The sequence below is a fragment of the Streptomyces bluensis genome, assembly GCF_014650715.1.
GTDB lineage: Bacteria > Actinomycetota > Actinomycetes > Streptomycetales > Streptomycetaceae > Streptomyces > Streptomyces bluensis.
Genome location: NZ_BMVM01000001.1, coordinates 533,073 through 555,891, shown reverse-complemented (window position 1 = coordinate 555,891; position 22,819 = coordinate 533,073). Strand labels below are relative to the sequence as shown.

General features: G+C 70.5%; 16 protein-coding genes and 1 pseudogene. 14 read left to right on the top strand and 3 right to left on the bottom strand.

Translation table 11 applies throughout. The annotated features are described in order from the left end of the window. The first annotated feature begins 107 nt into the window (after positions 1-107). The 8 genes from crcB (at position 108) to IE262_RS02525 (ending at position 10,595) form a co-directional block, all read left to right on the top strand. Positions 108-587 (top strand): fluoride efflux transporter CrcB, encoded by a 480-nt coding sequence (gene crcB, locus IE262_RS02560; RefSeq protein ID WP_189870937.1) that lies wholly within the window; start codon positions 108-110, stop codon positions 585-587. Beyond that, positions 584-925 carry a DUF190 domain-containing protein gene (locus IE262_RS02555; RefSeq protein WP_189870934.1) on the top strand — a complete coding sequence of 114 codons (342 nt, stop codon included), beginning with the start codon at positions 584-586 and terminating at the stop codon, positions 923-925. The genes crcB and IE262_RS02555 overlap by 4 nt, the downstream gene beginning before the upstream one ends. 110 nt (positions 926-1,035) lie before the next feature. Next, entirely contained in the window at positions 1,036-1,869 is an 834-nt protein-coding gene (locus tag IE262_RS02550; RefSeq protein WP_189870932.1) for an undecaprenyl-diphosphate phosphatase, read from the top strand. 133 nt (positions 1,870-2,002) lie between these two features. Further along, on the top strand, positions 2,003-2,680 hold the full coding sequence (locus tag IE262_RS02545; protein ID WP_134044011.1) for a FadR/GntR family transcriptional regulator: 678 nt from the start codon (positions 2,003-2,005) through the stop codon (positions 2,678-2,680). After that, positions 2,677-4,113 carry an amino acid permease gene (locus IE262_RS02540; protein WP_134043956.1) on the top strand — a complete coding sequence of 479 codons (1,437 nt, stop codon included), beginning with the start codon at positions 2,677-2,679 and terminating at the stop codon, positions 4,111-4,113. The genes IE262_RS02545 and IE262_RS02540 overlap by 4 nt, the downstream gene beginning before the upstream one ends. Positions 4,114-4,160: 47 nt before the next feature. After that, positions 4,161-5,159 (top strand): asparaginase, encoded by a 999-nt coding sequence (locus IE262_RS02535; RefSeq protein WP_189871611.1) that lies wholly within the window; start codon positions 4,161-4,163, stop codon positions 5,157-5,159. Between the two features lie 118 nt (positions 5,160-5,277). Beyond that, complete coding sequence (gene aspA / locus IE262_RS02530) at positions 5,278-6,693, top strand: aspartate ammonia-lyase (RefSeq protein WP_134043952.1); 1,416 nt, start codon at positions 5,278-5,280, stop codon at positions 6,691-6,693. A 233-nt stretch (positions 6,694-6,926) separates the two neighbouring features. Further along, complete coding sequence (locus IE262_RS02525) at positions 6,927-10,595, top strand: family 78 glycoside hydrolase catalytic domain (RefSeq protein WP_229877060.1); 3,669 nt, start codon at positions 6,927-6,929, stop codon at positions 10,593-10,595. Positions 10,596-10,605: 10 nt separating this feature from the next. On the opposite strand, the gene IE262_RS02520 is transcribed toward IE262_RS02525, so the two are convergent. Next, the gene (locus IE262_RS02520) at positions 10,606-12,123 is read right to left on the bottom strand and encodes a discoidin domain-containing protein (protein WP_189870930.1); all 1,518 of its coding nucleotides are present in this window, start codon (positions 12,121-12,123) and stop codon (positions 10,606-10,608) included. A gap of 169 nt (positions 12,124-12,292) precedes the next feature. Here IE262_RS02520 and IE262_RS02515 point away from each other — a divergent pair, with 169 nt between their 5' ends. From IE262_RS02515 to IE262_RS40140, 3 genes are all read left to right on the top strand, one after another. Next, entirely contained in the window at positions 12,293-12,460 is a 168-nt protein-coding gene (locus tag IE262_RS02515) for a hypothetical protein (protein WP_189870928.1), read from the top strand. A gap of 267 nt (positions 12,461-12,727) precedes the next feature. Next, complete coding sequence (mptB, locus tag IE262_RS02510) at positions 12,728-14,116, top strand: polyprenol phosphomannose-dependent alpha 1,6 mannosyltransferase MptB (RefSeq protein WP_134043946.1); 1,389 nt, start codon at positions 12,728-12,730, stop codon at positions 14,114-14,116. Further along, positions 14,113-15,627 (top strand): glycosyltransferase 87 family protein, encoded by a 1,515-nt coding sequence (locus tag IE262_RS40140; RefSeq protein WP_189870926.1) that lies wholly within the window; start codon positions 14,113-14,115, stop codon positions 15,625-15,627. Before mptB ends, IE262_RS40140 begins: the two co-directional genes overlap by 4 nt. An 11-nt stretch (positions 15,628-15,638) precedes the next feature. Here IE262_RS40140 and IE262_RS02500 read toward each other — a convergent pair. Together IE262_RS02500 and rho are read right to left on the bottom strand one after the other, a co-directional pair. Next, positions 15,639-16,457: pseudogene (locus IE262_RS02500) on the bottom strand (D-alanyl-D-alanine carboxypeptidase family protein); the annotation flags it as partial. Between the two features lie 184 nt (positions 16,458-16,641). Then, the gene (gene rho / locus IE262_RS02495) at positions 16,642-17,784 is read right to left on the bottom strand and encodes a transcription termination factor Rho (protein ID WP_189870924.1); all 1,143 of its coding nucleotides are present in this window, start codon (positions 17,782-17,784) and stop codon (positions 16,642-16,644) included. A 211-nt stretch (positions 17,785-17,995) separates the two neighbouring features. Here rho and IE262_RS02490 point away from each other — a divergent pair, with 211 nt between their 5' ends. From IE262_RS02490 to IE262_RS02480, 3 genes are all read left to right on the top strand, one after another. After that, the gene (locus IE262_RS02490; protein WP_189870921.1) at positions 17,996-19,216 is read left to right on the top strand and encodes an IS110 family RNA-guided transposase; all 1,221 of its coding nucleotides are present in this window, start codon (positions 17,996-17,998) and stop codon (positions 19,214-19,216) included. 484 nt (positions 19,217-19,700) lie between these two features. After that, a complete protein-coding gene (locus tag IE262_RS02485) occupies positions 19,701-21,464 on the top strand; it encodes a sulfatase-like hydrolase/transferase (RefSeq protein ID WP_373304961.1) in 1,764 nt (587 codons plus the stop codon). Between the two features lie 141 nt (positions 21,465-21,605). Continuing rightward, positions 21,606-22,814 (top strand): cytochrome P450 family protein, encoded by a 1,209-nt coding sequence (locus IE262_RS02480; RefSeq protein ID WP_189871607.1) that lies wholly within the window; start codon positions 21,606-21,608, stop codon positions 22,812-22,814. Positions 22,815-22,819 lie beyond the last annotated feature (5 nt).

The following is a 22,819-nucleotide window of genomic DNA, read 5'->3' as shown; positions in this document are numbered from 1 at the left end:
CACATCCGTGACACGGGCCCGGTCGCCGTGGGTGGCCGGGCCCTGGGGAACTCGTGGGAACGAACGGTCGCGGTGCGCGAGCCGCCCGACGTGGCAGGCTGAGTCATATGACAGTTCCGCACCCCGACGGGCTCGGCGTCCCCCACGCCGCCGACCTCGTCGTCCCCGCCCGACGGCCGCCCCTCTGGCACGGTCAGGCGCCCGTGGTGGCCGTGGTCGCGCTCGGCGGCGGCATCGGCGCCGCGGCCCGGTACGGTGCGTCGCTGCTGTGGCCCACACCGACCGGCGGCTTTCCCTGGAGCACGTTCTGGGTGAACATCGTCGGGTGCGCCGTGATCGGTGTCTTCATGGTCGTGATCACCGACGTGTGGGCCGCCCACCGGCTGGTGCGCCCCTTCTTCGGCACCGGGGTGCTCGGCGGCTTCACCACCTTCTCGACGTACGCCGTCGAGATCGAGCGGCTGGTCGGCGCGGGTCGTCCCGGCACCGGCCTCGCCTATCTCGCCGCCACGCTCCTCGGAGCCCTCGCCTCGGTGTGGCTCGCGGTGGCGGCGGCACGCCGGGTCCTGGCGGTGAGGCAGAAATGACGCGATCCACCCGCCTCACGGGCCCTGCACTGCGGCTGACCGTCCTCGTCGGCGAGCACGACACCTGGCACCACAAGCCGCTCTACAGCGAGATCGTCCACCGCGCCCACGCGGCCGGCCTGGCGGGCGCGAGCGTGTTCCGGGGCATCGAGGGCTTCGGCGCCTCCTCGATCGTCCACACCTCGCGGCTGCTCTCCCTGAGCGAGGAACTGCCCGTCGCCGTCGTCATCGTGGACGAGGAGGACCGCGTCCGCGCCTTCCTGCCGGAGCTCGACGGGCTCGTCACCGAGGGGCTCGTGATGCTCGACGCGTGCGAGGTCGTCATCCCCGGAGGGTAAGAGCTCGTTGTGAGCCCTACCAGGTGAACCATGACTGGTCTGACCCGGTTCCTTACCCCGTCGTGGTAGGACTGTCCGCGCCCACCCGACGCCCACCGGAACTGGATCACATGAGCACCATCTCCCTAGGTCAAGCCGTCATCCTCGGAGTCGTCGAGGGGGTGACCGAGTTCCTGCCGGTGTCCTCGACGGGGCACCTCAAGATCGTCGAGGGGATCATGGGGATTCCCGTCGACGACCACGCGGTGGTCGGGTTCTCGGCGGTCATCCAGGTCGGCGCCATCGCCGCCGTACTCGTCTACTTCCGCAAGGACATCGCACGCATCGTCTCCGCCTGGTTCCGGGGCCTGACCAACCGGGAGGAGCGGTACCACCACGACTACCGGTTCGCCTGGTGGGTGATCGCCGCGACCATCCCGATCGTCGTCGTGGGGCTCGCCGCCAAGCCGCTCATCCAAGGACCGCTCGCCTCCCTCTGGGTGGTGGCCGCCTCACTGATCGTCGGCAGCGCGGTGATGTGGGCGGCGGACCAGATGGGGCGGCACAAGCGGGGAGAGGACGACACCTCGTTCAAGGACGCCATGCTGGTGGGCGGCTCGCAGATCCTCGCCCTGCTCTTTCCCGGCTTCTCCCGCTCCGGTGCCACCATGTCGACCGCGCTGATGCTCGACCTGGACCGCGTCGCGGCCACCAGGCTCTCCTTCTTCCTCGGAATCCCGGCCCTGACGGGTGCCGGTCTGTACGAACTGAAGGACGCCCTGGGCACGGGCGTGGGCGCCGCCCCCCTCGCCGTCGGCACCGTCGTGTCGTTCGCGGTCGCGTACGCCTCGATCGCCTGGCTGCTGAGGTTCGTGGCCAGGCACTCCTTCAACGCGTTCGTGATCTATCGGATCGCGATCGGCCTGCTGCTGTTCGGACTGCTGGGCACGGGCGTGCTCAGTTGATCAAGGGTGAGGGCAGAGGAGCGGAGTCAGAGGCGGCGCCCCTTGACAGCACCCTTGCGTCACCCTCAGGATCGCCTCCGTGAACCTGTCAGACAGCCAGACAGGTGGCTCGGCACCCCGGCGCGTCAGCGCCATGGAAGCGGTGCTCATCCACCTCCGCGGCGCCATAGAGCGCGGCGACTACGCCATCGGCGACAAGCTCCCCTCCGAGGCGGAGCTGTGCCGACGGCTCGACGTGAGCCGTCCGGTCCTGCGCGAGGCACTGCGCGCCCTGCAGACGATGGGACTGACCCAGTCCCGCACCGGCAAGGGCACCTTCGTCATCGCCAGCGCCGTCGAGGACCCCACCTTCGGCGACTTCACGGCGAGCGACCTGCTGGAGGTGCGCCGGCACGTGGAGATCCCGGTCGCCGGATACGCGGCGCTGCGCCGCGGCCCGGAGAACCTGGACCACCTGGCCCATCTGCTGGAGCGGATGGAGCGGGAGACCGACACGACCGCATGGGTCGCGATGGACACGCTGTTCCATCTGGCCGTCGCCGAGGCCGCGCAGAACCCGGTGTTCCGCCGGGTCATCGAGGAGATCCGGGACGCACTGGCCCGCCAGTCGGCCTTCCTCAACGAACTCGGCGGCCGCCGCGAGCAGTCCAACCGCGAGCACCGGGCCATCGTCGAGGCGCTGGCCGACGGCAGCGAACACGACGCGGTGGAGGCCATGTCCCACCACCTCGACCGTGTCGAAACCACCCTCACCGACATCGTGCGGCCCCCACGCACGGACAGTTCCACGGAAGGCGGACCCGAGGCGTGAGCGAGTCACTCCAGCAAGCCGTACAGAAACCGGCCGCGCACGTCGACGCCGGCGACGTGGGTTACAGCAAGTCCCTGAAGTCCCGTCACGTCAACATGATCGCCATCGGTGGCGCGATCGGCACCGGCCTCTTCCTCGGCGCCGGCGGCCGCCTCGCCGACGCGGGCCCGTCCCTGTTCATCGCCTACGCGGTCTGCGGCGTCTTCGCCTTCCTCGTGGTGCGCGCCCTCGGCGAACTCGTGCTGTACCGGCCCTCGTCCGGCGCCTTCGTGTCGTACGCCCGGGAGTTCCTCGGCGAGAAGGGCGCGTACACCGCGGGCTGGATGTACTTCCTCAACTGGGCCACCACCGGCATCGCCGACATCACCGCGGTGGCCACCTACACCCACTACTGGGGCATGTTCTCCGACATCCCGCAGTGGGTGATCGCCCTCATCGCGCTCGCTGTGGTGCTGACCGTGAACCTCATCTCGGTGAAGATCTTCGGCGAACTGGAGTTCTGGTTCGCGATCATCAAGGTCGGCGCGCTCGTCGTCTTCATGTGTATCGGCATCTTCCTGCTGGTCACCCAGCACCCGATCGACGGCGCCGCCCCCGGCCCCTCCCTGATCACCGACAACGGCGGTGTCTTTCCCAACGGCCTGCTGCCGATGCTGCTGATCATCCAGGGCGTCGTCTTCGCGTACGCCTCCGTCGAGCTGGTCGGTGTCGCGGCCGGTGAGACCGAGAACCCCGAGAAGATCATGCCAAAGGCGATCAACTCGATCATGTGGCGCGTGGGCCTGTTCTACGTCGGCTCCGTGGTGCTGCTGTCCATGCTGCTGCCCTGGTCCTCGTACAAGGCGGGCGAGAGCCCCTTCGTCACCGTGCTCTCCAACATCGGCATCCCGGCGGCCGGCGGCATCATGAACCTGGTCGTGCTGACCGCGGCCATGTCGTCGCTCAACTCGGGCCTGTACTCGACCGGTCGCATCCTGCGTTCCATGGCGATGTCCGGTTCGGCGCCGAAGTTCACCGGCGTGATGAGCCGCAGCCAGGTCCCGTACGGCGGCATCCTGCTCACCAGCGGTATCTGTGTGCTGGGCGTCGGGCTGAACTTCGTGGTCCCGGCCGAGGCCTTCGAGATCGTCCTGAACTTCGCCGCCATCGGCATCCTCGCCACCTGGGGCATGATCATGGTCTGTCACCTGATGTTCTGGCGGAAGACCCAGAACGGCGAACTGTCCCGGCCGGGTTACCGGCTCCCGGGTTCTCCGTGGACCGAGCTCGTGACGCTGTTCTTCCTCGCCTCGGTCCTCGTCCTGATGTACGCCGACGGCGGCGCGGGCCGTACGACGGTGCTGTGTCTCCCGCTGATCGTGGGGGCGTTGGTGGCGGGATGGTTCGGGATCAGGTCCCGGGTCGCCCGCCGTTCTAGCGGAGCGGATGCGTGATCCAGGCAGTGACGTACGGCAATTCAGCGGCCTCCGGTGTCCGGGCGATCCCCTCGTCGCCGGTGGCCGAGGCTCCCGCGATCCGGGAGCCCCTGCACGCCCCCGTCGCCCACCTCGTACGGGGTGGCGTCATCGAGGGCATCCACTTCGGCTCGGTGATCGTCCTGGCCGCCGACGGCGGCGTCGAGCTCCAGATAGGTGACATCGAGGCGGCCTTCTACCCTCGCTCGGCGCTCAAGCCCGTGCAGGCCGTGGCCATGCTGCGGGCCGGGCTGCCGCTCGACGGCGCGCTGCTCTCGCTGGCGGCGGCCAGCCACTCCGGCGAGGAACGGCACCTGGCCGGCACCCGGCGGATCCTGGAACTGGCCGGGCTCACCGAGGACCATCTCCGCAACGTGCCCGACCTGCCCTACGACCCGGCCGTCCGGGAGTCCTGGGTGCGCGAGGGCCGGCTGCCGTCGCGGCTCGCGCAGAACTGTTCCGGCAAGCACGCGGCCATGCTCTACACCGCGAGGCTCAACGGCTGGTCCCTCGACGACTACCTCGACCCGAAGCACCCACTCCAGCAGGCCATCGCCGAGATCGTCGAGGACCTCACCGGACAGGGCATCGCCGGGGTCACCGTGGACGGTTGCGGAGCGCCCCTGTTCTCCCTCTCGTTGCACGGGCTGGCGCGCGCCGTGGCCCGGATCACCACCGCCGCGGTGGGCACCCCCGAGCGGCTGGTGGCCGACGCGATGCGCGAGCACGCCGAGATGGCGTCCGGTTCCGGACGCGACGTCGCCGCGATGATGCGGGCCGTGCCGGGGCTGCTGACCAAGGACGGCTTCGAGGGCGTCCAGGTCGCGGCGCTGCCGGACGGCCGTGCCGTCGCCGTCAAGATCGCCGACGGCGCCGACCGGGCCCGCGTACCCGTCGCCGCGGCCGCGCTCGTCCGCGCGGGCATCGACCCGGCGGCGCTCGACGAGTTCCAGGGTGCCCCGCTGCTGGGCGGCGGGGAGGTGGTCGGACAGGTCAGGCCGGCCCGAGCCCTGACGCCCCTGTAAGGGGCGCGGGGAACTGCGCGACCCACCACGAAGCACCCGCACCCGCCGACGGCCGCAAGTCCCGAGCTCGTAGGCGGCATCCAGTCACCCTGCCGTACGAAAGAAGGCCCGCACAGCCATGACCGCCGCGACCCACCGCAGCGAACACGACCTGCTCGGCGACCGCGACATACCCGCCGACGCCTACTGGGGCGTCCACACCCTGCGCGCCACGGAGAACTTCCCCATCACGGGAACGCCGATCTCCGCCTACCCGCATCTGATCGACGCCCTCGCCGCGGTCAAGGAGGCCGCCGCCCGCGCCAACGAGGAACTCGGCCTGCTGGACTCCGCGAAGGCGTCCGCCATCGTCGCGGCCTGCCAGGAGATCCGCGACGGCAAACTGCACGACCAGTTCGTCGTCGACGTCGTCCAGGGCGGCGCGGGGACGTCGACGAACATGAACGCCAACGAGGTCGTCGCCAACCGGGCGCTGGAACTGCTGGGCCACCGCAAGGGCGAGTACGAGCACCTCCACCCCAACGAGGACGTCAACCTCGGCCAGTCGACCAACGACGTCTACCCGACCGCGGTGAAGATCGCGACGGTCTTCGCGGTGCGCGAGCTGCTGAAGGCGATGACCGTCCTTCAGGACTCCTTCGCCCGCAAGGCCGTCGAGTTCCGTGATGTGCTGAAGATGGGCCGCACCCAGCTCCAGGACGCGGTGCCGATGACGCTGGGGCAGGAGTTCTCGGCGTACGCGGTGATGCTGGACGAGGACCGCAGCCGACTCGCCGAGGCCGTGGAGCTGATCCACGAGATCAACCTGGGCGCCACGGCCATCGGCACCGGCCTCAACGCCCCCGCCGGATACGCCGAGTCGGCCCGCCGCCACCTCGCCGAGATCACCGGGCTGCCGCTGGTGACCGCGGCCAACCTGGTCGAGGCGACCCAGGACTGCGGCGCCTTCGTACAGATGTCGGGCGTGCTGAAGCGCGTCGCCGTCAAGCTGTCGAAGAGCTGCAACGACCTGCGCCTGCTGTCGTCCGGGCCGCGCGCGGGCCTGAACGAGATCAACCTGCCTGCCGTTCAGGCGGGTTCGAGCATCATGCCGGGCAAGGTCAACCCGGTGATCCCCGAGGTCGTCAACCAGGTCGCCTTCGAGGTGATCGGCAACGACGTCACCATCACCATGGCCGCGGAGGCCGGACAGCTCCAGCTCAACGCCTTCGAGCCGATCATCCTCCACTCGCTCATCGAGAGCATCACTCATCTGCGGGCGGCCTGCCTGACGCTGGCCGAGCGATGCGTCGACGGCATCACCGCCAACACGGAGGGGCTGCGCGCCGCCGTGGAGAACTCCATCGGCCTGGTCACCGCCCTCAACCCGCACATCGGCTACACGGCCGCCACCGACATCGCCAAGGAAGCCCTCGCCACGGGCCGCGGAGTCGCCGAACTGGTCCTGGAGAAGGGCCTGTTGCCCGCCGAGCGGCTTCAGGCCCTGCTCCGGCCGGAAGTCGTCGCGGGCAGTGGGGCGCCGCAGGCGGTCTGAGACCGGCTCGCTCGGCGACGAAACGGCGTACGGCGGGGGAGGGGGGAGTGGCGGCAGCCCTCCCCCCTCATGGGATTCGCCTGCCGGAAGGCTGCGTGGTCCCAGGTCATTGTGTTCCGGCCGGGGTTGTTCGTAAGCTTTCCACTTGGAAGGTATTGAATCGTTTCAATCCCGCTCGATCCATCGTTTCGATCCAAAGGAACTGAGCCGTGGCCGAGGAGAACAGAAGTGCGTTGAGCCGCCGACACATGCTCGGCATCATGACGGCGGCAGCAGCAGGGTCCTCCCTCCCGCTCGCCGCCGCGCCGAACGCCGTGGCGGCGCGTCCCGCAGCATCCGGCAGGCCCCGTTCCGCACCCGTGAACCTGCGGGTCAACTCCCGTATCGCGCCCCTGGGCACGGAGACCGCGCCCACGTTCGGCTGGGTGCCTCCGGTGGCCAGGCAGACCGCCTACGAGATCCAGGTCGGCACCGGGCCCGGCAGGTCGGACGTCTGGCGCAGCGGCAAGGTGGCGAGTTCGAACAGCACCGAGGTGGCCTACGACGGCGGTGCCCTGCGGTCCGGGCAGCCCTACTCCTGGCGGGTGCGCACCTGGGACGAGAAGGACGTACCCGGCCCCTGGAGCGAGCCCGCGACGTGGGAGACCGGTCTGCTGAAGGGCGAGGAGGACTGGGCGGGGGCGCGATGGGTCGGCGGCCGTGCGGCGCAGGACCACGACTGGAAGGACCTGAGCGCGACCGTCGTCTTCCGTGGCGGTTCCGACGCCGCCGGAGGGCTGTCCCTGCTGCTGCGCGCCGAACCCGTCGGCAAGACCTGGGGCGAGGGCCTGAACTGGACCCTCCGGCACAGCGGCGACGACATGCGGCTGGTCATGAAGACCCGTCACTACGCCGGCAACACCTGGGTGGACGACGGCACCTCGGAGCCCGACTGGGGCGTCAACCACTACGACCCGCAGAGCGAGACCAACCCCACCACCGCGGGCACCCGCGAGGTCCCGGTCGGCACGGTCACCCTCCCCGCCGCAACCGGGCTGACCAAGGAGACCTGGACCACCCGCGACCACACCGTGCAGGTCACGGCCCGCGGGCTCACCGTCACCACCTCCGTCAACGGCGTCGAGGTGGACAGCCGCACGCTCACCGGCGACCAGATCCGCCGCCACGGAAGCTTCGGCTTCGGCGGCGGCACCTCGGCCACCGTGCGCAGCGTCAAGGTGTCCGGCACCGGCGCCGCCGACTTCTCCGCCGACCTCACCACGGGCGCCAACCCGTTCGAGCACGGCATCGGCACTCTCGGCGGCCTGACCTTCCCGCCCAAGAACCCCTACATTCCCGCCAAGAGCACCGTGCTGCCCATCGCCAACCCGGCACCGGTGCTGCGCCGCGCGTTCATGCTGCCCCGCGGGCGCCGCATCGCCAGGGCACGTCTGCACCTGAGCGCCGCCGGCAACGTCACGTTCACCGTCAACGGCGACCCGATCACCGTCGACGGCAGGCGGGCGGCCGGCGACCGGTCCAATGTGCCCCGGTTGCTCACCGACCAGAGCACCTACGACCGCACCGTGCTGTACGACACCTTCGACGTCACCGGCCTGCTCAGGGCCGGCCGGGAGAACGTCGTCGCCGCGGAGCTCGGTCGTGGCTGGTACGGCGTGACGACGCCCCAGGAGTGGTACTGGCAGCTCGCGCCCTACGCCGGGCAGCCCCGCCTGCGCGCCAAGCTCGTCGTGACGTACACCGACGGTTCCGTCACCACGCTCGTCACGGACGAGGACTGGCTCGTCGCGGACGGGCCCACGACGTTCGACTCCGTGTACTCGGGAGAGAAGTACGACGCCCGGCGGGCGGACGAGCTGGGTGACTGGCGCTCGGCCGGCTACCGGACCGGCCGCGCATGGCGTCCGGCCACGGTGCTGATCCCGCCGGGCAGTTGCGCCGGCCCGTCGCCGAAGTACCATGGCTGGCTTCCCGCCACGACGATGCCCGACGGTTTCAAGCCCGCGGTCCTGCGGGCCCACGAGGCGGAGCCGGTGCTGGTCAGCCGGACGCTGCGCCCGGTCTCGCTCACGGAGACGGCTCCGGGCTCGGGCGTCTGGGTCCTGGACTACGGCCAGATCGTCACCGGCTTCGTCCGGCTCGCGCTCACCGGCGTACGCCCCGGCAAGGAGGGCCTCACCCTGCGGATCCGTGGCGGCAACCGGATCAGCGGCGGCGACGGCACGGCCGGTTCCCCGCTCTTGGTCGAGGAGGAGAACTTCCAGCACGACGCCAACCTCCAGACGCACTACTACACCCTCGGCGGGCGGTCGACGCAGACCTGGGAACAGCAGTTCAGCCACTTCGGCTTCCGCTACCTGGAGGTCATGAACCTCGGTGCCGTCCTCGGGAGGACCCCTGACCTGGAGCGGGACGCCGACGTGCTGACCGTCGACGTCGCCCGCACCGGCTTCGCCCGCACCGGCACCTTCACCACGGACAACGCCCTGATCAACCGGCTCCAGCGGAACCTGGAGTGGGCCGAGCAGAACAACCTGGTGCAGAAGCCCACCGACACCCCGTCACGGGAGAAGAACGGCTGGACCGGCGACGCCATGGCCAGTTCCGAGTCGCAGTCCCTCACCTGGGACGTCAACGCCGTCCTCACCCAGTACCTGCGCCACTTCCCCGACACGCAGATCTCCACCGGCCAGCTCCCCATGATCGTGCCCATCGCCAAGGGCGGATACGGCTACGACCACACCCCCGGCTGGAACGCCGCGTGGAAGGCGGTGCCGGCCTGGGACTCCGCGTACTTCGTCATCCCGAAGGAGCTGCACACCTACTACGGCAACAGCAGCCTGTTCGCCGAGCTGTACGACCACCAGGACACGCTCCTGACGTACTACGAGACCCTGTTCACCGCAGAGAACGACTACACGTTCGAAGCGTCCCTCGGCGCCTACTCCGGCGCCGAGAGCCCCGGCAGCAACGCCGTCATCAGCCTCGCCTTCTACATCCACTTCTGCGACTACATGGACGAGGTGGGCCGCGGACTCGGCCGCACCGAGCGCGCCGCCCACTACGCCAAGCTGGCGCGCACCCTGCGCAAGGCGTTCATCGCCAACTACTGGGACGCCGCACAGGGCCACTTCACCCAGGGCAGCATCTCCAGCGAGAACGCCATGGCCATCGCCTTCGGCCTGGTACCCGGCTCGGACCTGAGCTCCGACGACCCCCGTTACCTGCCCGGCAGCAAGACGGTCGCGGAGAACGAGAAGGCCCTGGCGAAGCTCCTCGCCGACCGCATCGTGGCCGCCGACCACCACATCCAGAACGACATGTACGGCTCGCGCTACGAGTTCACCCTCCTCAGCGAGTACGGCTATACGGACGTCGCGCTCAAGGCCGTCACACAGACCGGCGTACCGGGCTACGTCGACCAGATCGCCAAGGGCGCCACCTCACTGTGGGAACAGTGGACCGACCGCCTCTCGGTGAACCACCACTACCGCTCCAACGTGGCCACCTGGTTCTACCAGGGCCTGGCCGGCATCAAGCCGACCTCGACCGCCTACGAGACGCTGCGTATCCGCCCCTTCATCCCCTCGGCCGCGGTCAACAGCCGCGTCCCGGAGAACACCGAGGACACCGACCTGACGCCCGCCACTCTCGACCAGGTCAGTGCCTCGATCGACACCGTCCGCGGCAGGGTGTCGTCCCAGTGGCGGCGCCGGAAGGACGGCAGGATCGACCTTGCGGTCACCATCCCGTACAACACGGAGGCCGAGATCTGGGTCCCCACCCAGAACAAGTCGGTCACCGCTCCCCGAGGAGTCGACTTCCTCCGCGACGACACCTCCGGTGGAGCCCCCTACAAGGTCTACCGGGCCCGGGAGGGGGCGTACCGCTTCAACGCCTGACGACAGGCCCTCAGTGGTCGCGGAGTTGAGCGGCCAGGGCCGACAGGGTCCGGGCGGTGGCGGCCAGGCTTTCGGCGGCCGCTTCGAGGTCGGCGGCCAGCCCGGGAGCGGGGAGAGCGGCGGGTACGGGTGCGGGGAGGGCCGTGCCGCGGTAGCCGATGGGGCCCTCGTCGAAGCGCTGGTAGTAGCCCGTGAAGGCCTGGTCCGCGGGGGCGCCGGCAAAGTGGACGTGAGCGAGTTGGACCTCGGTCGCGCCGGAGTTGCGGGTGACGTCGAGGCGGTAGTGGCGGTAGGCCGCGGTGTTGGCGCCCAGCGAGAACTTCCTGGTCTGGTAACGGCCGGCGAAGGTCTCCCCCGTGCGGGAGTCCAGGGGAGTCCAGTGGCGGCCGTCGTGGGAGCCGTGGAGGGTCCAGTTGCGGGGGTCGCGGCCGGGGAAGTCGTTCGCCGACATCAGGGAGTACGAGGTGATCACGGTCGGGCAGGCGAGGGTGAAGTCGACCCAGGCGGTGTCGTAGCCGGCCAGCCACTTCCTCGGGGAATCGTCCAGGAGGTTGTCGGCCGTCTCACCCGCTGCCCCGAACTCGTCGCTCGCCTCGACATCGGTCACCTCGACACCGGTCGACGCGGACTGCAGAACGGCCACCCCGGAGTTGCCCTTCTGGTCGCGCCACGCCACCCGCTCCACCAGCGCTCCGCCGTCGTCCACCAGCAACCGCAGGTCGTGGGAGGGGTGCCAGCCGCCGCCCCACCCCTCCTCGGTGCGGAAGCGGTGCAGACGGGGGGAGTGCTCGATGCTCTGCGGACCGTTCTGTCCGCCGGTGCGGCGGCCGCGGTACTCGTACGTCGTCCCGTCGCCGGCGCGGTGGCAGCCGTAGAAGTCGGACATGCTCGACTGGAAGCTGATGGCCGATTCCGCGCCGTCCTCCCCTCGCCAGCTGAGCTGCGCGGGAAGCGAGTGCTCACCCCGGTCGATGTGGAACACCAGCCGCGGGGCGGGCTCCCAGGAGGAGGACTCGCAGTGTGCTGCGCGGCGTTCCGTGTCGTAGGCGAAGATCGACTCCCGCGCGGCCTCCGCCGCTCGGGCGCGCTCCGAGCGCCCCTGCTCATGGACGGGGTCCAGGGTGATGCGGTAGAGCCACAGCACGCTGCGTGCCTTGGCCGAAACCCGTATCTCCAAGGTGTTGGTGCCGGGCTTCAGCAGGTGCCCGGGTACCGCGAACACATTGTCGTGCGGAAGCTCGCCGCCGCCGGGCACGGTGAGCTCCTCGGCCAGCACCTCACCCTGGAGCAGTACGTCGATCGGTGCGTACCCCAGGGAGGAGCCCAGCCTGGAGACAAGGGCCGTGATGGTCAACGTCGCCTCGGGGATCTCCGCCGGGTCCGTCACCTCGAAGTCCAGTTCCACGGTGCCGCCCGCGTGCAGCGCCACGTGTGATCCGGCGACATCGCACTGGTGCTGCCTGGCCTCGGCGTTGGACAGCCGCGGAGGGTCGACGGAGAAGTCCGCGAAGGTGACGTTCAAGCTCATGGCAGGCTACAGCTCCTGAGGTAACGGGTCGTCAACTACGGTCGCCGCAAAGGCCGGTGACCTGATCAAGGACCCTAGCGCTCCGGTCTGACAGTCCGGTCTCCACGCAGTCCCGGACGAGCCGTGGCACGGGCGTGCGGCGGACGTCGCCCTGGCCTGTGGTGTCTTCGTGCTGGTGGCGGTGGGCAGCCTCAGGTCGCTCATCGACGAGCGGGAGGAGCCCTGGTCGGCGACCGTCCTCGGCCGGGTGCTGATCGCCGCCGCATGCGGGCTCTGTGCCTCTTCCGGCGCCGTCCCGTGGCCGTCGCCGCGTTCGTGCTGGGCGTGGCGGCGCTGACGGTGATCACGACCGGCAACGGCACACTCGCGGGCAACCACGACGTCAACAGTGTCGCCGCGTTCATGGTGACGGGATGGCTGGTCGGCGTGCCGGTGCCCGACCGCTGTACGACACCCCCCGGACCGTCCGTGTTCCCGTGCTGCTTGACGCGTCGTCGGCGGCCGGCGCCGTCGATCACATGGCGGTCACGTGCAGGCCGCCGCCCGGCGAGCGGGGCGTCGCCTCCCGGTCACCCGGTGTCGACAGGCTTGCCGAGTGTTGGCCATGGCTTTTCCCGTCGATCTCCGTCGCTGTCAGGCGCTGGGCCTCGTCGGCTCCGCCGTCCTCGCACTGGGGGGTGAGACCGCCGGCGCTCTCCCCGTGCGCGACCTGCTCGCGCCCGCATCGGCGCGCGCCGCGCTCGGTCTGGTCGGCGTGTACTTCGGCGTCGTCCTGCTGATCGCCGCATGGGCGCTGCTGGGCCGGGTCGTCCGAGGACCGCGACCGCCGACTCCTCGGTCCCTGCTGGCCGTTCTGGTCGTCTGGGCGGCTCCGTTGCTGCTCGCGCCGCCCCTGTTCAGCCGGGACGTGTACAGCTATCTGGCGCAGGGCGCCATGGTCGACGCGAACATCGACGTGTACGCCCACGGTCCCGCGCGCATGGGCGGGCCCCTCGCGGCCGAAGTGGCTCCGGTGTGGCAGCACACGGCGACGCCGTACGGCCCCGTCTTCCTCGCCATAGCCTCCGGGCTGGCCGGCCTGACCAGCGGTCAGCTGCCCGCCGGGCTGATCGGTATGCGCATGGTCGCCCTGCTCGGCGTGGGACTGATGGCCGTGGCCCTGCCCCGCCTCGCCCGGTACAGCGGTGTCGATCCGGCCGCCGCCCTGTGGCTGGGCGCCCTCAACCCGCTGGTGCTGCTGCACCTCGTGGCCGGGGCCCACAACGACGCCGTCATGCTCGGGCTGCTGGGCGTCGGACTGGTAGCGGCACGCGGCCGGCGGTACGTCCTCGGTGTCGTCCTCGTGACGCTCGCCGCGCTGGTCAAGGCACCCGCCGCGCTCGGTCTGCTGGCGATCGTCGTGATGCGAGGGCGCACCCACGTCGTGCGGACGACGGCCACCACGGTGGGTGTCGCCCTCGCCACCACCGCCGTGACCACCGCCCTGACCGGCACGGGATACGGCTGGATCGCCGCCCTGCGGACCCCGGTGTCCCCGGACAACTGGTCGCCCACCAGCGTCCTCGGGCGGGCCACCGGAGCCCTCCTGCACGACCTGGGCAGTGAACTCGCCCCCCTGGCCCTGCCGGCCTGGCACGCTGCCGGACTCGTCGCGACCGCCGCCGCCGTCCTCTACATATGGCTGAAACTGCGCCCGAGCCCCGTGTACGCCCTGGGCCTCAGCCTCGCCGCGGTGGCGGTGCTGGGTCCGGCGATCCGGCCCTGGTACGCGCTGTGGGGACTGTTCCTCATCGCCGCGGCGGCACCCAGCGGCTCCGTGCGCGGGCGCGTCGCCGCCGCCAGCGCATTGCTCGCGCTCGCCGTCCTGCCGAGCGGCGGCCCCCCGGACGCCGACCAGATCGCCCTGGCGGTGTCGGGTGGCGTGCTCGCGCTGGTCGTGCTCTGGCAGGCCCATCAGGCGGTCCGGGCACCCGTGCTGGAGCGGACGGCATGACATCGACCCCGCCGGACACCGAAAGAGCGGACGCCGCAAGGGTGGGCAACGAGAAGGTGGACAACGAGACGGTGGACCACGAGACGGTGGACAACGCGAGAGGGGACAACGACAGAGTGGGAATCGATCAGCGACGGCTCCTGCTGCTGCTCGGACTCGCCACCGCGGTCACCGTCTTCACCGCCACCGTGCCGCTCCTGCGCGACTGGTTCGACCTGCGCGTCTACTACGGGACCATCGACACGTGGGTGCACCACGACGGCCGTATCTACGACTACCGCGTGCCCGGGACGACGTACGGCTTCACCTACCCGCCGTTCGCGGCCGTCGCCATGCTCCCGATGGCGCTGGTCAGCCTGGACACGGCGATCGCGCTCTGCCTGCTGCTCAATCTCGCGGCGCTGGCGGCTGTGCTGTACATCCTTGTCGGGCCGCTGCTGCGCCGGTACGGCTGGTACGGCACGGCGGTCGCGGTCTGTGTCCTCGCCCTGCTCGAACCCGTGCGGGACACCATCAGCTTCGGGCAGGTCAATCTGCTGTTGCTGGCGCTCGTCCTCGCTGACGCCTGGCTGCTGTCCACGGGGCGGGGCCGCTGGGCGGGCGTGGGCATCGGGCTGGCCGCGGCCGTGAAGCTGACGCCCGCGCTGTTCATCGGGCTGCTCCTGATCGCCCGGCGCCGGCGTGCCGCCGGGCTCGCGACCGCCGTCGCAGCCGCCGCCACCGCGGCGGCGGCCTGGGTGTCGCCCGACGCCTCCCGCTTCTACTGGACCGAGGCGCTGTGGGACACGAACCGGATCGGCCGCCTCGCCTACGTCTCCAACCAGTCGTTGCAGGGCGTGCTGGCCCGGCTCACGGAACCGGCCGAACCGAGCCGTGCCGCCTGGGCGTCGGTGGTGCTGGTGGTGCTGTGCGTGTGGGCCTGGCGCACACACCGGGCGGTCACGGCCGGCGACTGGGTGGGGGCGTTCGCCGTCACCGGGCTGACCGCCTGCCTGGTCAGTCCGATCACCTGGGTGCACCACCTGGTGTGGCTGCTGCCGTCGTTCGCCGTACTGCTGCGGCACCGCCGGCTGCTGTGGCTCGCGGGGTGCCTGTACGCGGTGCTGTGCAGCAGCGTCGTGTGGCTGTGGTTCGACGACGCGTCCGGGCCGGGCGGCTTCCTCGGCAGCAACACCTACGTGTGGATCACACTGGGGCTGTTGCTCGGGTTGCCCGTCGGTCAGTCCGCGGCGGGCCGCCGTCTCCTGCGCCGCAGGGTCAGCGCGACGGCTCCCGCGCCGAACCCGGTGGTGCCCGCGATCACGCCCACCCATGTCCAGCGGGAAGGCGAGGCATCCTTCTCGGCGACCGGCACCGGCTCGGAGCCCGCTCCCGCCGACGGCCGTGGTGTTCTCGCCGAGGGGCGCGGGGGCAGCAGCGAGCCCACCGGGTCGACGCGCCCGGCTGCCCGGAAACCCCAGTCGAGCAGCGAACGCGCCTCCTCGTACACGGTGAAACCGCCGCCCGCCTGAGGGTTCATCACCGTGACGACCACGGTGCGCCCGTTGCGCTTGGCGGCCGCGACGAGCGTGTTGCCCGCCTTGCTGGTGTAGCCGTTCTTGACGCCGATCAGCCCCGGATAGCGGTCGACGCCCTGCGCCCCCGTGAGGAGGCGGTTGGTGTTCTGGATGGGATACGCCTCGCCGTCCCCCGGGAAGCGCGCCTCGGCCGTGGCGCAGTACCGTGCGAACTCCTTGTTGCGCAGCCCGGCCCGTCCGAACACCGCGAGGTCGTATGCCGACGAGACCTGTCCCGGCGCGTCGTACCCGTCGGGCGACACGACCCGTGTGTCGAGGGCGCCCAGGGCGCGGGCCTTGGCCTGCATCTGGGTCGCGGTGCTGCGCCAGCCGCCGTTGAGCGAGGCCAGGACGTGCACGGCGTCGTTGCCGGACCTGAGGAAGACACCGCGCCACAGGTCGGCCACGCGGTAGCTGTGGTTCTCCTGGACCCCGACCATGCTGCTGCCCTCGCCGATGCCGGCCAGCTCCTTGGGCTTGACGGTGTGCCGGGTGCCTCCCGGCACGTTCGGCAGCACGGTGAGCGCGAAGAGCGTCTTGAGGGTGCTGGCGGGCGGCAGCCTGCGGTGCGCGTCGTGCGCGGCCAGTACGTCACCGCTGTCGGCGTCGGCCACGATCCACGACAGCGCGGACAGATCCGCGGGAACCCTCGGTGCCCCCGTCCGCGGCCGTACCTGCGTCCCGTGCCGGTGCAGCGACGACTGCTGCCCCGGCGAGGCCGTCGCACGCGTGGCGTCCGGGTCCACTCCCGGCAGCGCGGCGGCGCCCGGAGCGAGGGCCAGCATCCCGATCACACAGACCGCGGAACAGGAGGCGGCGGCGCGGGAGGAGAATCCGATGGTCATGGCGTCAAGGTAAGAATGCGTGCGCTGTCCCGCCGTGCCACCAGGGCCGAGCGAGCGAATCCAACACCCGGATGCATCAAGGGTCGTGCCGACGGGGCCGGGGCGGCGCACAGGGCGGGCTGAGTCAGGAGGCGGGGAGCGTCGGCTGGACCTGGCGCAGGAAGGCCGCGTTGTCCGGGGTGGCGCGCATCCGCTCCAGGAGGGTTTCGAGGTACGTCCGCTCCTGACCGTCCCGCGACCGCAGGGCGCGCCGCAGCCCTCGTACGGCGGTCAGTTCGCCCGCCGACAGCAGGAGTTCCTCGCGACGGGTCCCGGACGGGGTGATGTCGACGGCCGGGAAGACCCGCCGGGCGGCCAGGGAGCGGTCCAGGCGGAGCTCCATGTTGCCCGTGCTCTTGAGTTCCTCGAAGAAGAAGTCGTCGGCGCGGGAGCCGGTCTCCACCAGGGCCGTGGCGAGGATGGTGAGCGAGCCGCGCTCCTCGGTCCGTCGTGCCGCGCCGAAGATCCGCTTGGGTCCGTGCAGTGCGGCGGCGTCGACACCGCCGCTGAGGGTGCGGCCACCGGCCGCGGCGGCGTTGTTGTGCGCCCGGCACAGGCGGGTGAGCGAGTCCAGGAGGATCACGACGTCCTCGCCCTGCTCGACGAGGCGCTTGGCGCGCTCCACGACGAGTTCGGCGAGCGCGATGTGCTGCTTCGGCGGCCGGTCGAACGTCGAGGCGTACACCTCGCCCCGCACGGAGCGCCGCATGTCGGTCACCTCCTCCGGGCGCTCGTCGAGCAGCACCACCATGAGGTGGCACTCGGGGTGGTTGCCGGCGATCGCGGCGGCCAGTTGCTGGAGCAGCACGGTCTTGCCGGTCTTGGGCGGGGCCACGATCAGGCCGCGCTGGCCCTTGCCGACGGGCGCGATCAGGTCGAGGACGCGTCCGGTGAGACCGCTCGCCCGGTGTTCGAGACGGAGCCGGTCGTGCGGGTGCAGTGGGGTGAGGTCGTGGAAGTGGGGGCGGCCGCGCAGTTCTTCCGGGGCGCGGCCGTTGATCCGCTCGACAGAGGTGAGCGCGCGTCGAGGGCCGCGTACGCCTTCGACGGTGTCGCCCTTGCGCAGGCCGTACCTGCGGATCAGAGCGGCGGGGACCTGCGGGTCGTCGGGGGCGGACTGGCAGCTCCCGGTGCGCAGGTACCCGTGCCCGCCCTGCGTGATGTCGAGGACACCGGTCACGGGGACCGGGAGCTGCTGGGCGGGAGGGGCTTCGAGTGTGGTGGTCATGCGCGCTGTCCTACCTTTCAAAGGTGGTTGCTCTGGTCATTCGTAAGATCGGAGGGCCCAGGGGTTCTGGGTATGGCTGTCATGCGGGCGCCGTTGGCAAGGCTCAAAGGACTTGGCCGCCCGGGGCCCCGCGACGACTCGACCGCCAATGGGGAGACGCGACTCCGATCGCTGCTGTAGGACAACGTCGGCGAGGTCGTCTGCGGGTGGCATGCGAGACGGCGAGTCGGCGGAGGTGACCGGGCCCGAGATCTGGGCCGGAGTGGACATCGGCAAGGAAAATCACCACTGCGTGGTGATCAACGCCGACGGTGAACGGCTTCTGTCCCGCCGGGTCCTGAATGACGAGACCGAGCTGCTCCAGCTCATCGGCGACGTCCTGGCCATATCCGCCGACGTGCTGTGGGCCGTCGACCTCAACCACGGCGGTGCCGCGCTGCTGATCGGCCTGCTTGTCGGCCACAACCAGCCCATGGCCTACCTCACCGGCCTGGCGGTCCACCGGGCCTCGGTCACCTACCGGGGCGAGGGGAAGACGGACGCGAAGGACGCTTTCGTCATCGCCGACCAGGCCCGCGTCCGCCGGGACCTCGGCCTGCTGCGGCCGGGCGACGAGATCGCCGTCGATCTGCGCACCCTGACCACCCGGCGTCTGGACGTGGTCTTCGACCGCACCCGGCAGATCAACCGCCTCCGCGCTCAGCTGCTGGAGATCTTCCCTGCGCTGGAGCGGTCGCTGGACCTGGTCAACAAGGGTCCGGTCATGTTGCTGACCGGCTATCAGACCCCGGCTGCGATCCGTCGGGCAGGCGCAAGCCGAATCGAGACCTGGCTGAAGAATCGCAAGGTCCGAGGCGCCGCCGTGCTGGCGAAGACGGCCGTCGAGGCCGCCCAGGCCCAGCAGACCGCGCTGCCCGGCGAGAAGCCGGCCGCCGCCATGGTCGTCCGCCTGGCGAAGGGGGTGATGGCCCTCGATGAGGAGATCGCCGAGCTCGACGCGCTGATCGAGGCCAGGTTTCGTGAGCATCCGCACGCCAAGGTGATCCGCAGCCTGCCCGGCATGGGACCCAAACTCGGCGCTGAGTTCATCGCCGCGACCGGCGGCGACATGGACGCTTTCGGCAGCGCCGACCGCCTGGCTGGCTTCGCCGGCCTGGCCCCCAGGCCCCGTGACTCCGGCCGCGTCAGCGGCAATCTGCGCAGGCCCAAGAGATACCACCGCGGTCTGCTGCGGTCGATGTACCTCTCGTCGATGGTCAGCATCACGACCTGCCCGGCCTCCAAGGCTTACTACCAACGGAAGAGAAGCGAGGGAAAGGGACACAAGCAGGCCCTGCTGGCGCTCGCCCGCCGACGCCTCAACGTCCTGTGGGCCATGATCCGTGACGGACAGTGCTACCAAGGTTCACCTCCCGTCACGGCTGCGGTTTGACATCACGATGGGGAAGTCCTTTCGGGACTGAGCCGGGCTCAGTGGACAGGAGCAATGGGGGAGGGGGATTGCCGCGAGGCGGAGTGGTCACGCCTGGGTGCGGCCGGGCACCACGTCATCGGGTACGGCGGCGACTGAGCCTGAGGCCGTACGCGAGAGGTGGTACTGCGAAAAAGATGAGGCAGAAAGCTGTGCAACCGGCACCGGCGCCCACGACGGGGCGAACACACGTGCCGTCAGAAGTGTAGCACCGTGCAATGGACTCACGCGGTGCGATCCATTGGACGGGGGTCCGGCGACCTGACTTGGCCCGCACTTGAACCGGGCTTGGACCCTGCTTGACCTGCAAGGAAACACTGGTTGGCTTTTTTGTGTGCGGTGAACCGCAGGCGTTCGTGAGCCGTACAGGGGAGGGCGGCGACCCGGGCCCCCGAGCCCGGCCCACCGTGCCACCACCGCGCTTCGCACCGGAAGGACACTCTGGGTGTCGCTCTTCACGCGCCTTCACCAACCGCCGGACACGGACGGAGCCACCACCAAGGAGGATCACGAACCGTCCGCGCCCCCCGAGGGCGGGGCCCGTGACGGCGGCATGGACAACGTCCTTTGGTGGACGGTCACCGTGCTGGCCGCCGCGCTCGTGTTCGTGGCGCTGATGCTGCCGGGCAACGTCGCGTACTTCGAGGCGAAGAGTTTCCTGCGGATACCGGCCGAGCCGATCCTCCTCGCGGCCCTGCTGCTGGTGCTGCCCGAGCGGCCGAGACGTGTCGTGGCCGTGCTCAGCGGGGTGGGGCTCGCCTTGGTGCTGATCCTGAAGCTGCTGGACATCGGCTTCAACCAGTTCCTCGGACGAGGGTTCAACGTGGTGCTCGACTGGGGCCTGCTCGACGACGCCGAGTCCTACCTCCAGGACACGGCCGGCGGCGCGGGCGCGCTGGCCGCCGTGATCGGGGTCGTCGTCCTGGTCCTGGCCCTGCTCGTCGTGATGCCGCTGGCGGTGGTCCGGCTCGTCGGCCTCATGCACCGCGACCGGCACACCGCGAGCCGGGCCACGATCGTCGCCGGAACCGTGTGGATCACCTGCTCGGCCCTGGGCCTGCACCTCATCGGCACCACGCCGCTCGCGACCAGCAACACGATCGGCCTCCTCCAGGACCGTGTCGCACGGGTGAAGGCGACCCTGAAGGACGAGGCGGCGTTCGCGAAGGAGGTCGACAGGGACGCCTTCGCCGACGTACCGCCCGACCGCCTGCTGACCGGGCTGCGCGGCAAGGACGTCATCTTCGCCTTCATCGAGAGCTACGGCCGTGCCGCCCTCCAGGATCCGGCCATCGCACCCGGCGTGGACGCGACCCTGGACGCCGCCACCGACGATCTGCGCGAGGCCGGGTTCTCGGCGAAGAGCGGCTGGCTCACCTCCGCGACGTACGGCGGCAGCAGCTGGCTCGGTCACTCCACGTTCCTGAGCGGTCTGTGGATCGACAACCAGGACCGCTACCGCACCGTCACCGCCGGCGAGCGCCTCACTCTCCCCGGGGCCTTCCACCGCACGGGCGCCTGGCGGACCGTCGGTGTCGTGCCCGGTGTCCAGTACAACTGGCCGGAGGGCCGGTTCTACGGCCTCGACAAGGTGTACGACTCCCGCGACCTCGGCTACCAGGGCCCGAAGTTCAGCTGGTCGACCATGCCGGACCAGTACGCCCTGACCGCGTTCCAGCGCCTGGAACACGGCAAGGAGCGCGACAAGCCGCTGATGTCGCAGATCATCCTGACCTCCAGCCACCAGCCGTGGGCGCCCCTGCCCGAGATGATCGACTGGGACCGGGTCGGTGACGGTTCCGTCTACAAGGCCATCGAGAAGGCGGGCAAGAACCCGGCGGACGTGTTCTCCGACGGCACCAGGGCGAAGAAGGAGTACGGCAGGTCCGTCCAGTACTCGGTGCGGAGCCTCACGGAGTTCGTGGAGCGGTACGGCGACAAGGACACCGTGGTCGTCTTCCTCGGCGACCACCAGCCCATGGCCCGCGTCAGCGGCAACGGCGCCAGTCATGACGTGCCCATCACGATCGTCGCCCATGACGAGAAGGTCCTCGACCGGATCTCCGACTGGGGCTGGTCGGACGGCCTGAAGCCCACGGACGACGCCCCGGTCTGGCGGATGGACCGCTTCCGGAACCGCTTCCTCACGGCATACGGCCCGCAGAACGCTGCCACCGCGACTCCGTCCGCGTCCCCGGCGAACCCGTGAGCCCGCAGGGGGCGTGGTTGGCCGAGTGCCCCCTTGAGACGGTGTGTACGGCGCTGTGAGCATGAGACCGACGTACGCGCCAACTCACCACTGTGGCCAAGGAGATCGACCGTGGGCACCCCATCGTCCGAGCCGCACCGCATGGACCCGTCCGGCGGTTGCCCGCACGCCGCGAACGCGTGGCTCCTCGCCCGGGGCGCCGTCGCGCCCGTGGTGCTCCCCGATGAGGTGGCGGGCATGGCCGTACTCGGACATGAGGCGCTGAAGGACTTCCTCGCGCACCCCGACGTCGCCAAGGACGCCCGGCACTTCACCGAGCTGAGAGAGGGCCGGATCGGCGCCGGATGGCCGCTGCGGACCTTCGCGACCGTCCACGGGATGACGACTGCCGACGGCGACGACCACCGGCGGCTGAGGGCGCTGGTGAGTACGGCCTTCACCGCTCGACGGGTGCGGAAACTACGGCCCCGCATAGAGGAGTTGACGGCAACGCTGCTCGACGGCCTCGCGGGCGCGGCCGAGGCCGGCGGCGGGGTCGCCGATCTGCGCCGGCACTTCGCGCTGCCGCTCCCGATGGGCGTCATCGCCGAGCTGCTCGGAGTGGAGGCCGAACACCAGGAGGCACTGCACGACTTGTCGAACCAGGTCGTGGCCACCGACATCCGCCCCGAGCAGGCCGTCGCCGCCAACCGCGACCTCGTGTCCCTGCTCGCTGACATCGCCGCGTCCCGGGCCGAACGCCCCGGCGACGACCTGACCAGCGCGCTCATCGCCGCCCGCGACGAGGGCGGCGACCGGCTCAGCCAGGAGGAACTCATCGGCACCCTCGTGCTGATGATCGTCGCCGGGCACGAGACCACGCTGAACCTCATCACCAACGCCGTACGGGCGCTGTGCGGGCACCGGGACCAGCTCGATCTCGTCCGGGCCGGGAAGGCGAGCTGGGCGGACGCCGTCGAGGAGACCCTGCGCTGGGACGCGCCCGTCAGCTACTTCCCGTTCCGTTATCCCGTGCGGGACCTGACAGTCGACGGGACGGTCATCCCCAAGGGGACGCCCGTGCTGGCGGGTTACTCGGCGGCCGGGCGCGATCCCGCCGTGCACGGGCCGGACGCCGAACTGTTCGACGTCACCCGGCCCGGACGGCCCGGAGCCGTACGCCACCTCTCGCTCGGGCACGGCGCCCACTACTGCCTCGGCGCGCCGCTGGCCCGCCTGGAGGCGACGATCGCGCTGGAGCGGCTGTTCACCCGCTTCCCCGACCTCGACCTGGCGGTGCCCGAGACGGAGCTTCCCCGTCACTCCAGCTTCGTGGGCAACAGCGTGCGGGCGCTTCCGGTACGCGTCTGAGCGCG

Excerpts from the sequence above, each read along its gene's own strand:
- crcB (WP_189870937.1), top strand. The coding sequence starts at position 108 with ATGACAGTTCCGCACCCCGACGGGCTCGGCGTCCCCCACGCCGCCGAC.
- IE262_RS02555 (WP_189870934.1), top strand. The coding sequence starts at position 584 with ATGACGCGATCCACCCGCCTCACGGGCCCTGCACTGCGGCTGACCGTC.
- IE262_RS02550 (WP_189870932.1), top strand. The coding sequence starts at position 1,036 with ATGAGCACCATCTCCCTAGGTCAAGCCGTCATCCTCGGAGTCGTCGAG.
- IE262_RS02545 (WP_134044011.1), top strand. The coding sequence starts at position 2,003 with ATGGAAGCGGTGCTCATCCACCTCCGCGGCGCCATAGAGCGCGGCGAC.
- aspA (WP_134043952.1), top strand. The coding sequence starts at position 5,278 with ATGACCGCCGCGACCCACCGCAGCGAACACGACCTGCTCGGCGACCGC.
- IE262_RS02520 (WP_189870930.1), bottom strand. The coding sequence starts at position 12,123 with ATGAGCTTGAACGTCACCTTCGCGGACTTCTCCGTCGACCCTCCGCGG.
- mptB (WP_134043946.1), top strand. The coding sequence starts at position 12,728 with ATGGCTTTTCCCGTCGATCTCCGTCGCTGTCAGGCGCTGGGCCTCGTC.
- IE262_RS40140 (WP_189870926.1), top strand. The coding sequence starts at position 14,113 with ATGACATCGACCCCGCCGGACACCGAAAGAGCGGACGCCGCAAGGGTG.
- rho (WP_189870924.1), bottom strand. The coding sequence starts at position 17,784 with ATGACCACCACACTCGAAGCCCCTCCCGCCCAGCAGCTCCCGGTCCCC.
- IE262_RS02490 (WP_189870921.1), top strand. The coding sequence starts at position 17,996 with ATGCGAGACGGCGAGTCGGCGGAGGTGACCGGGCCCGAGATCTGGGCC.
- IE262_RS02480 (WP_189871607.1), top strand. The coding sequence starts at position 21,606 with ATGGACCCGTCCGGCGGTTGCCCGCACGCCGCGAACGCGTGGCTCCTC.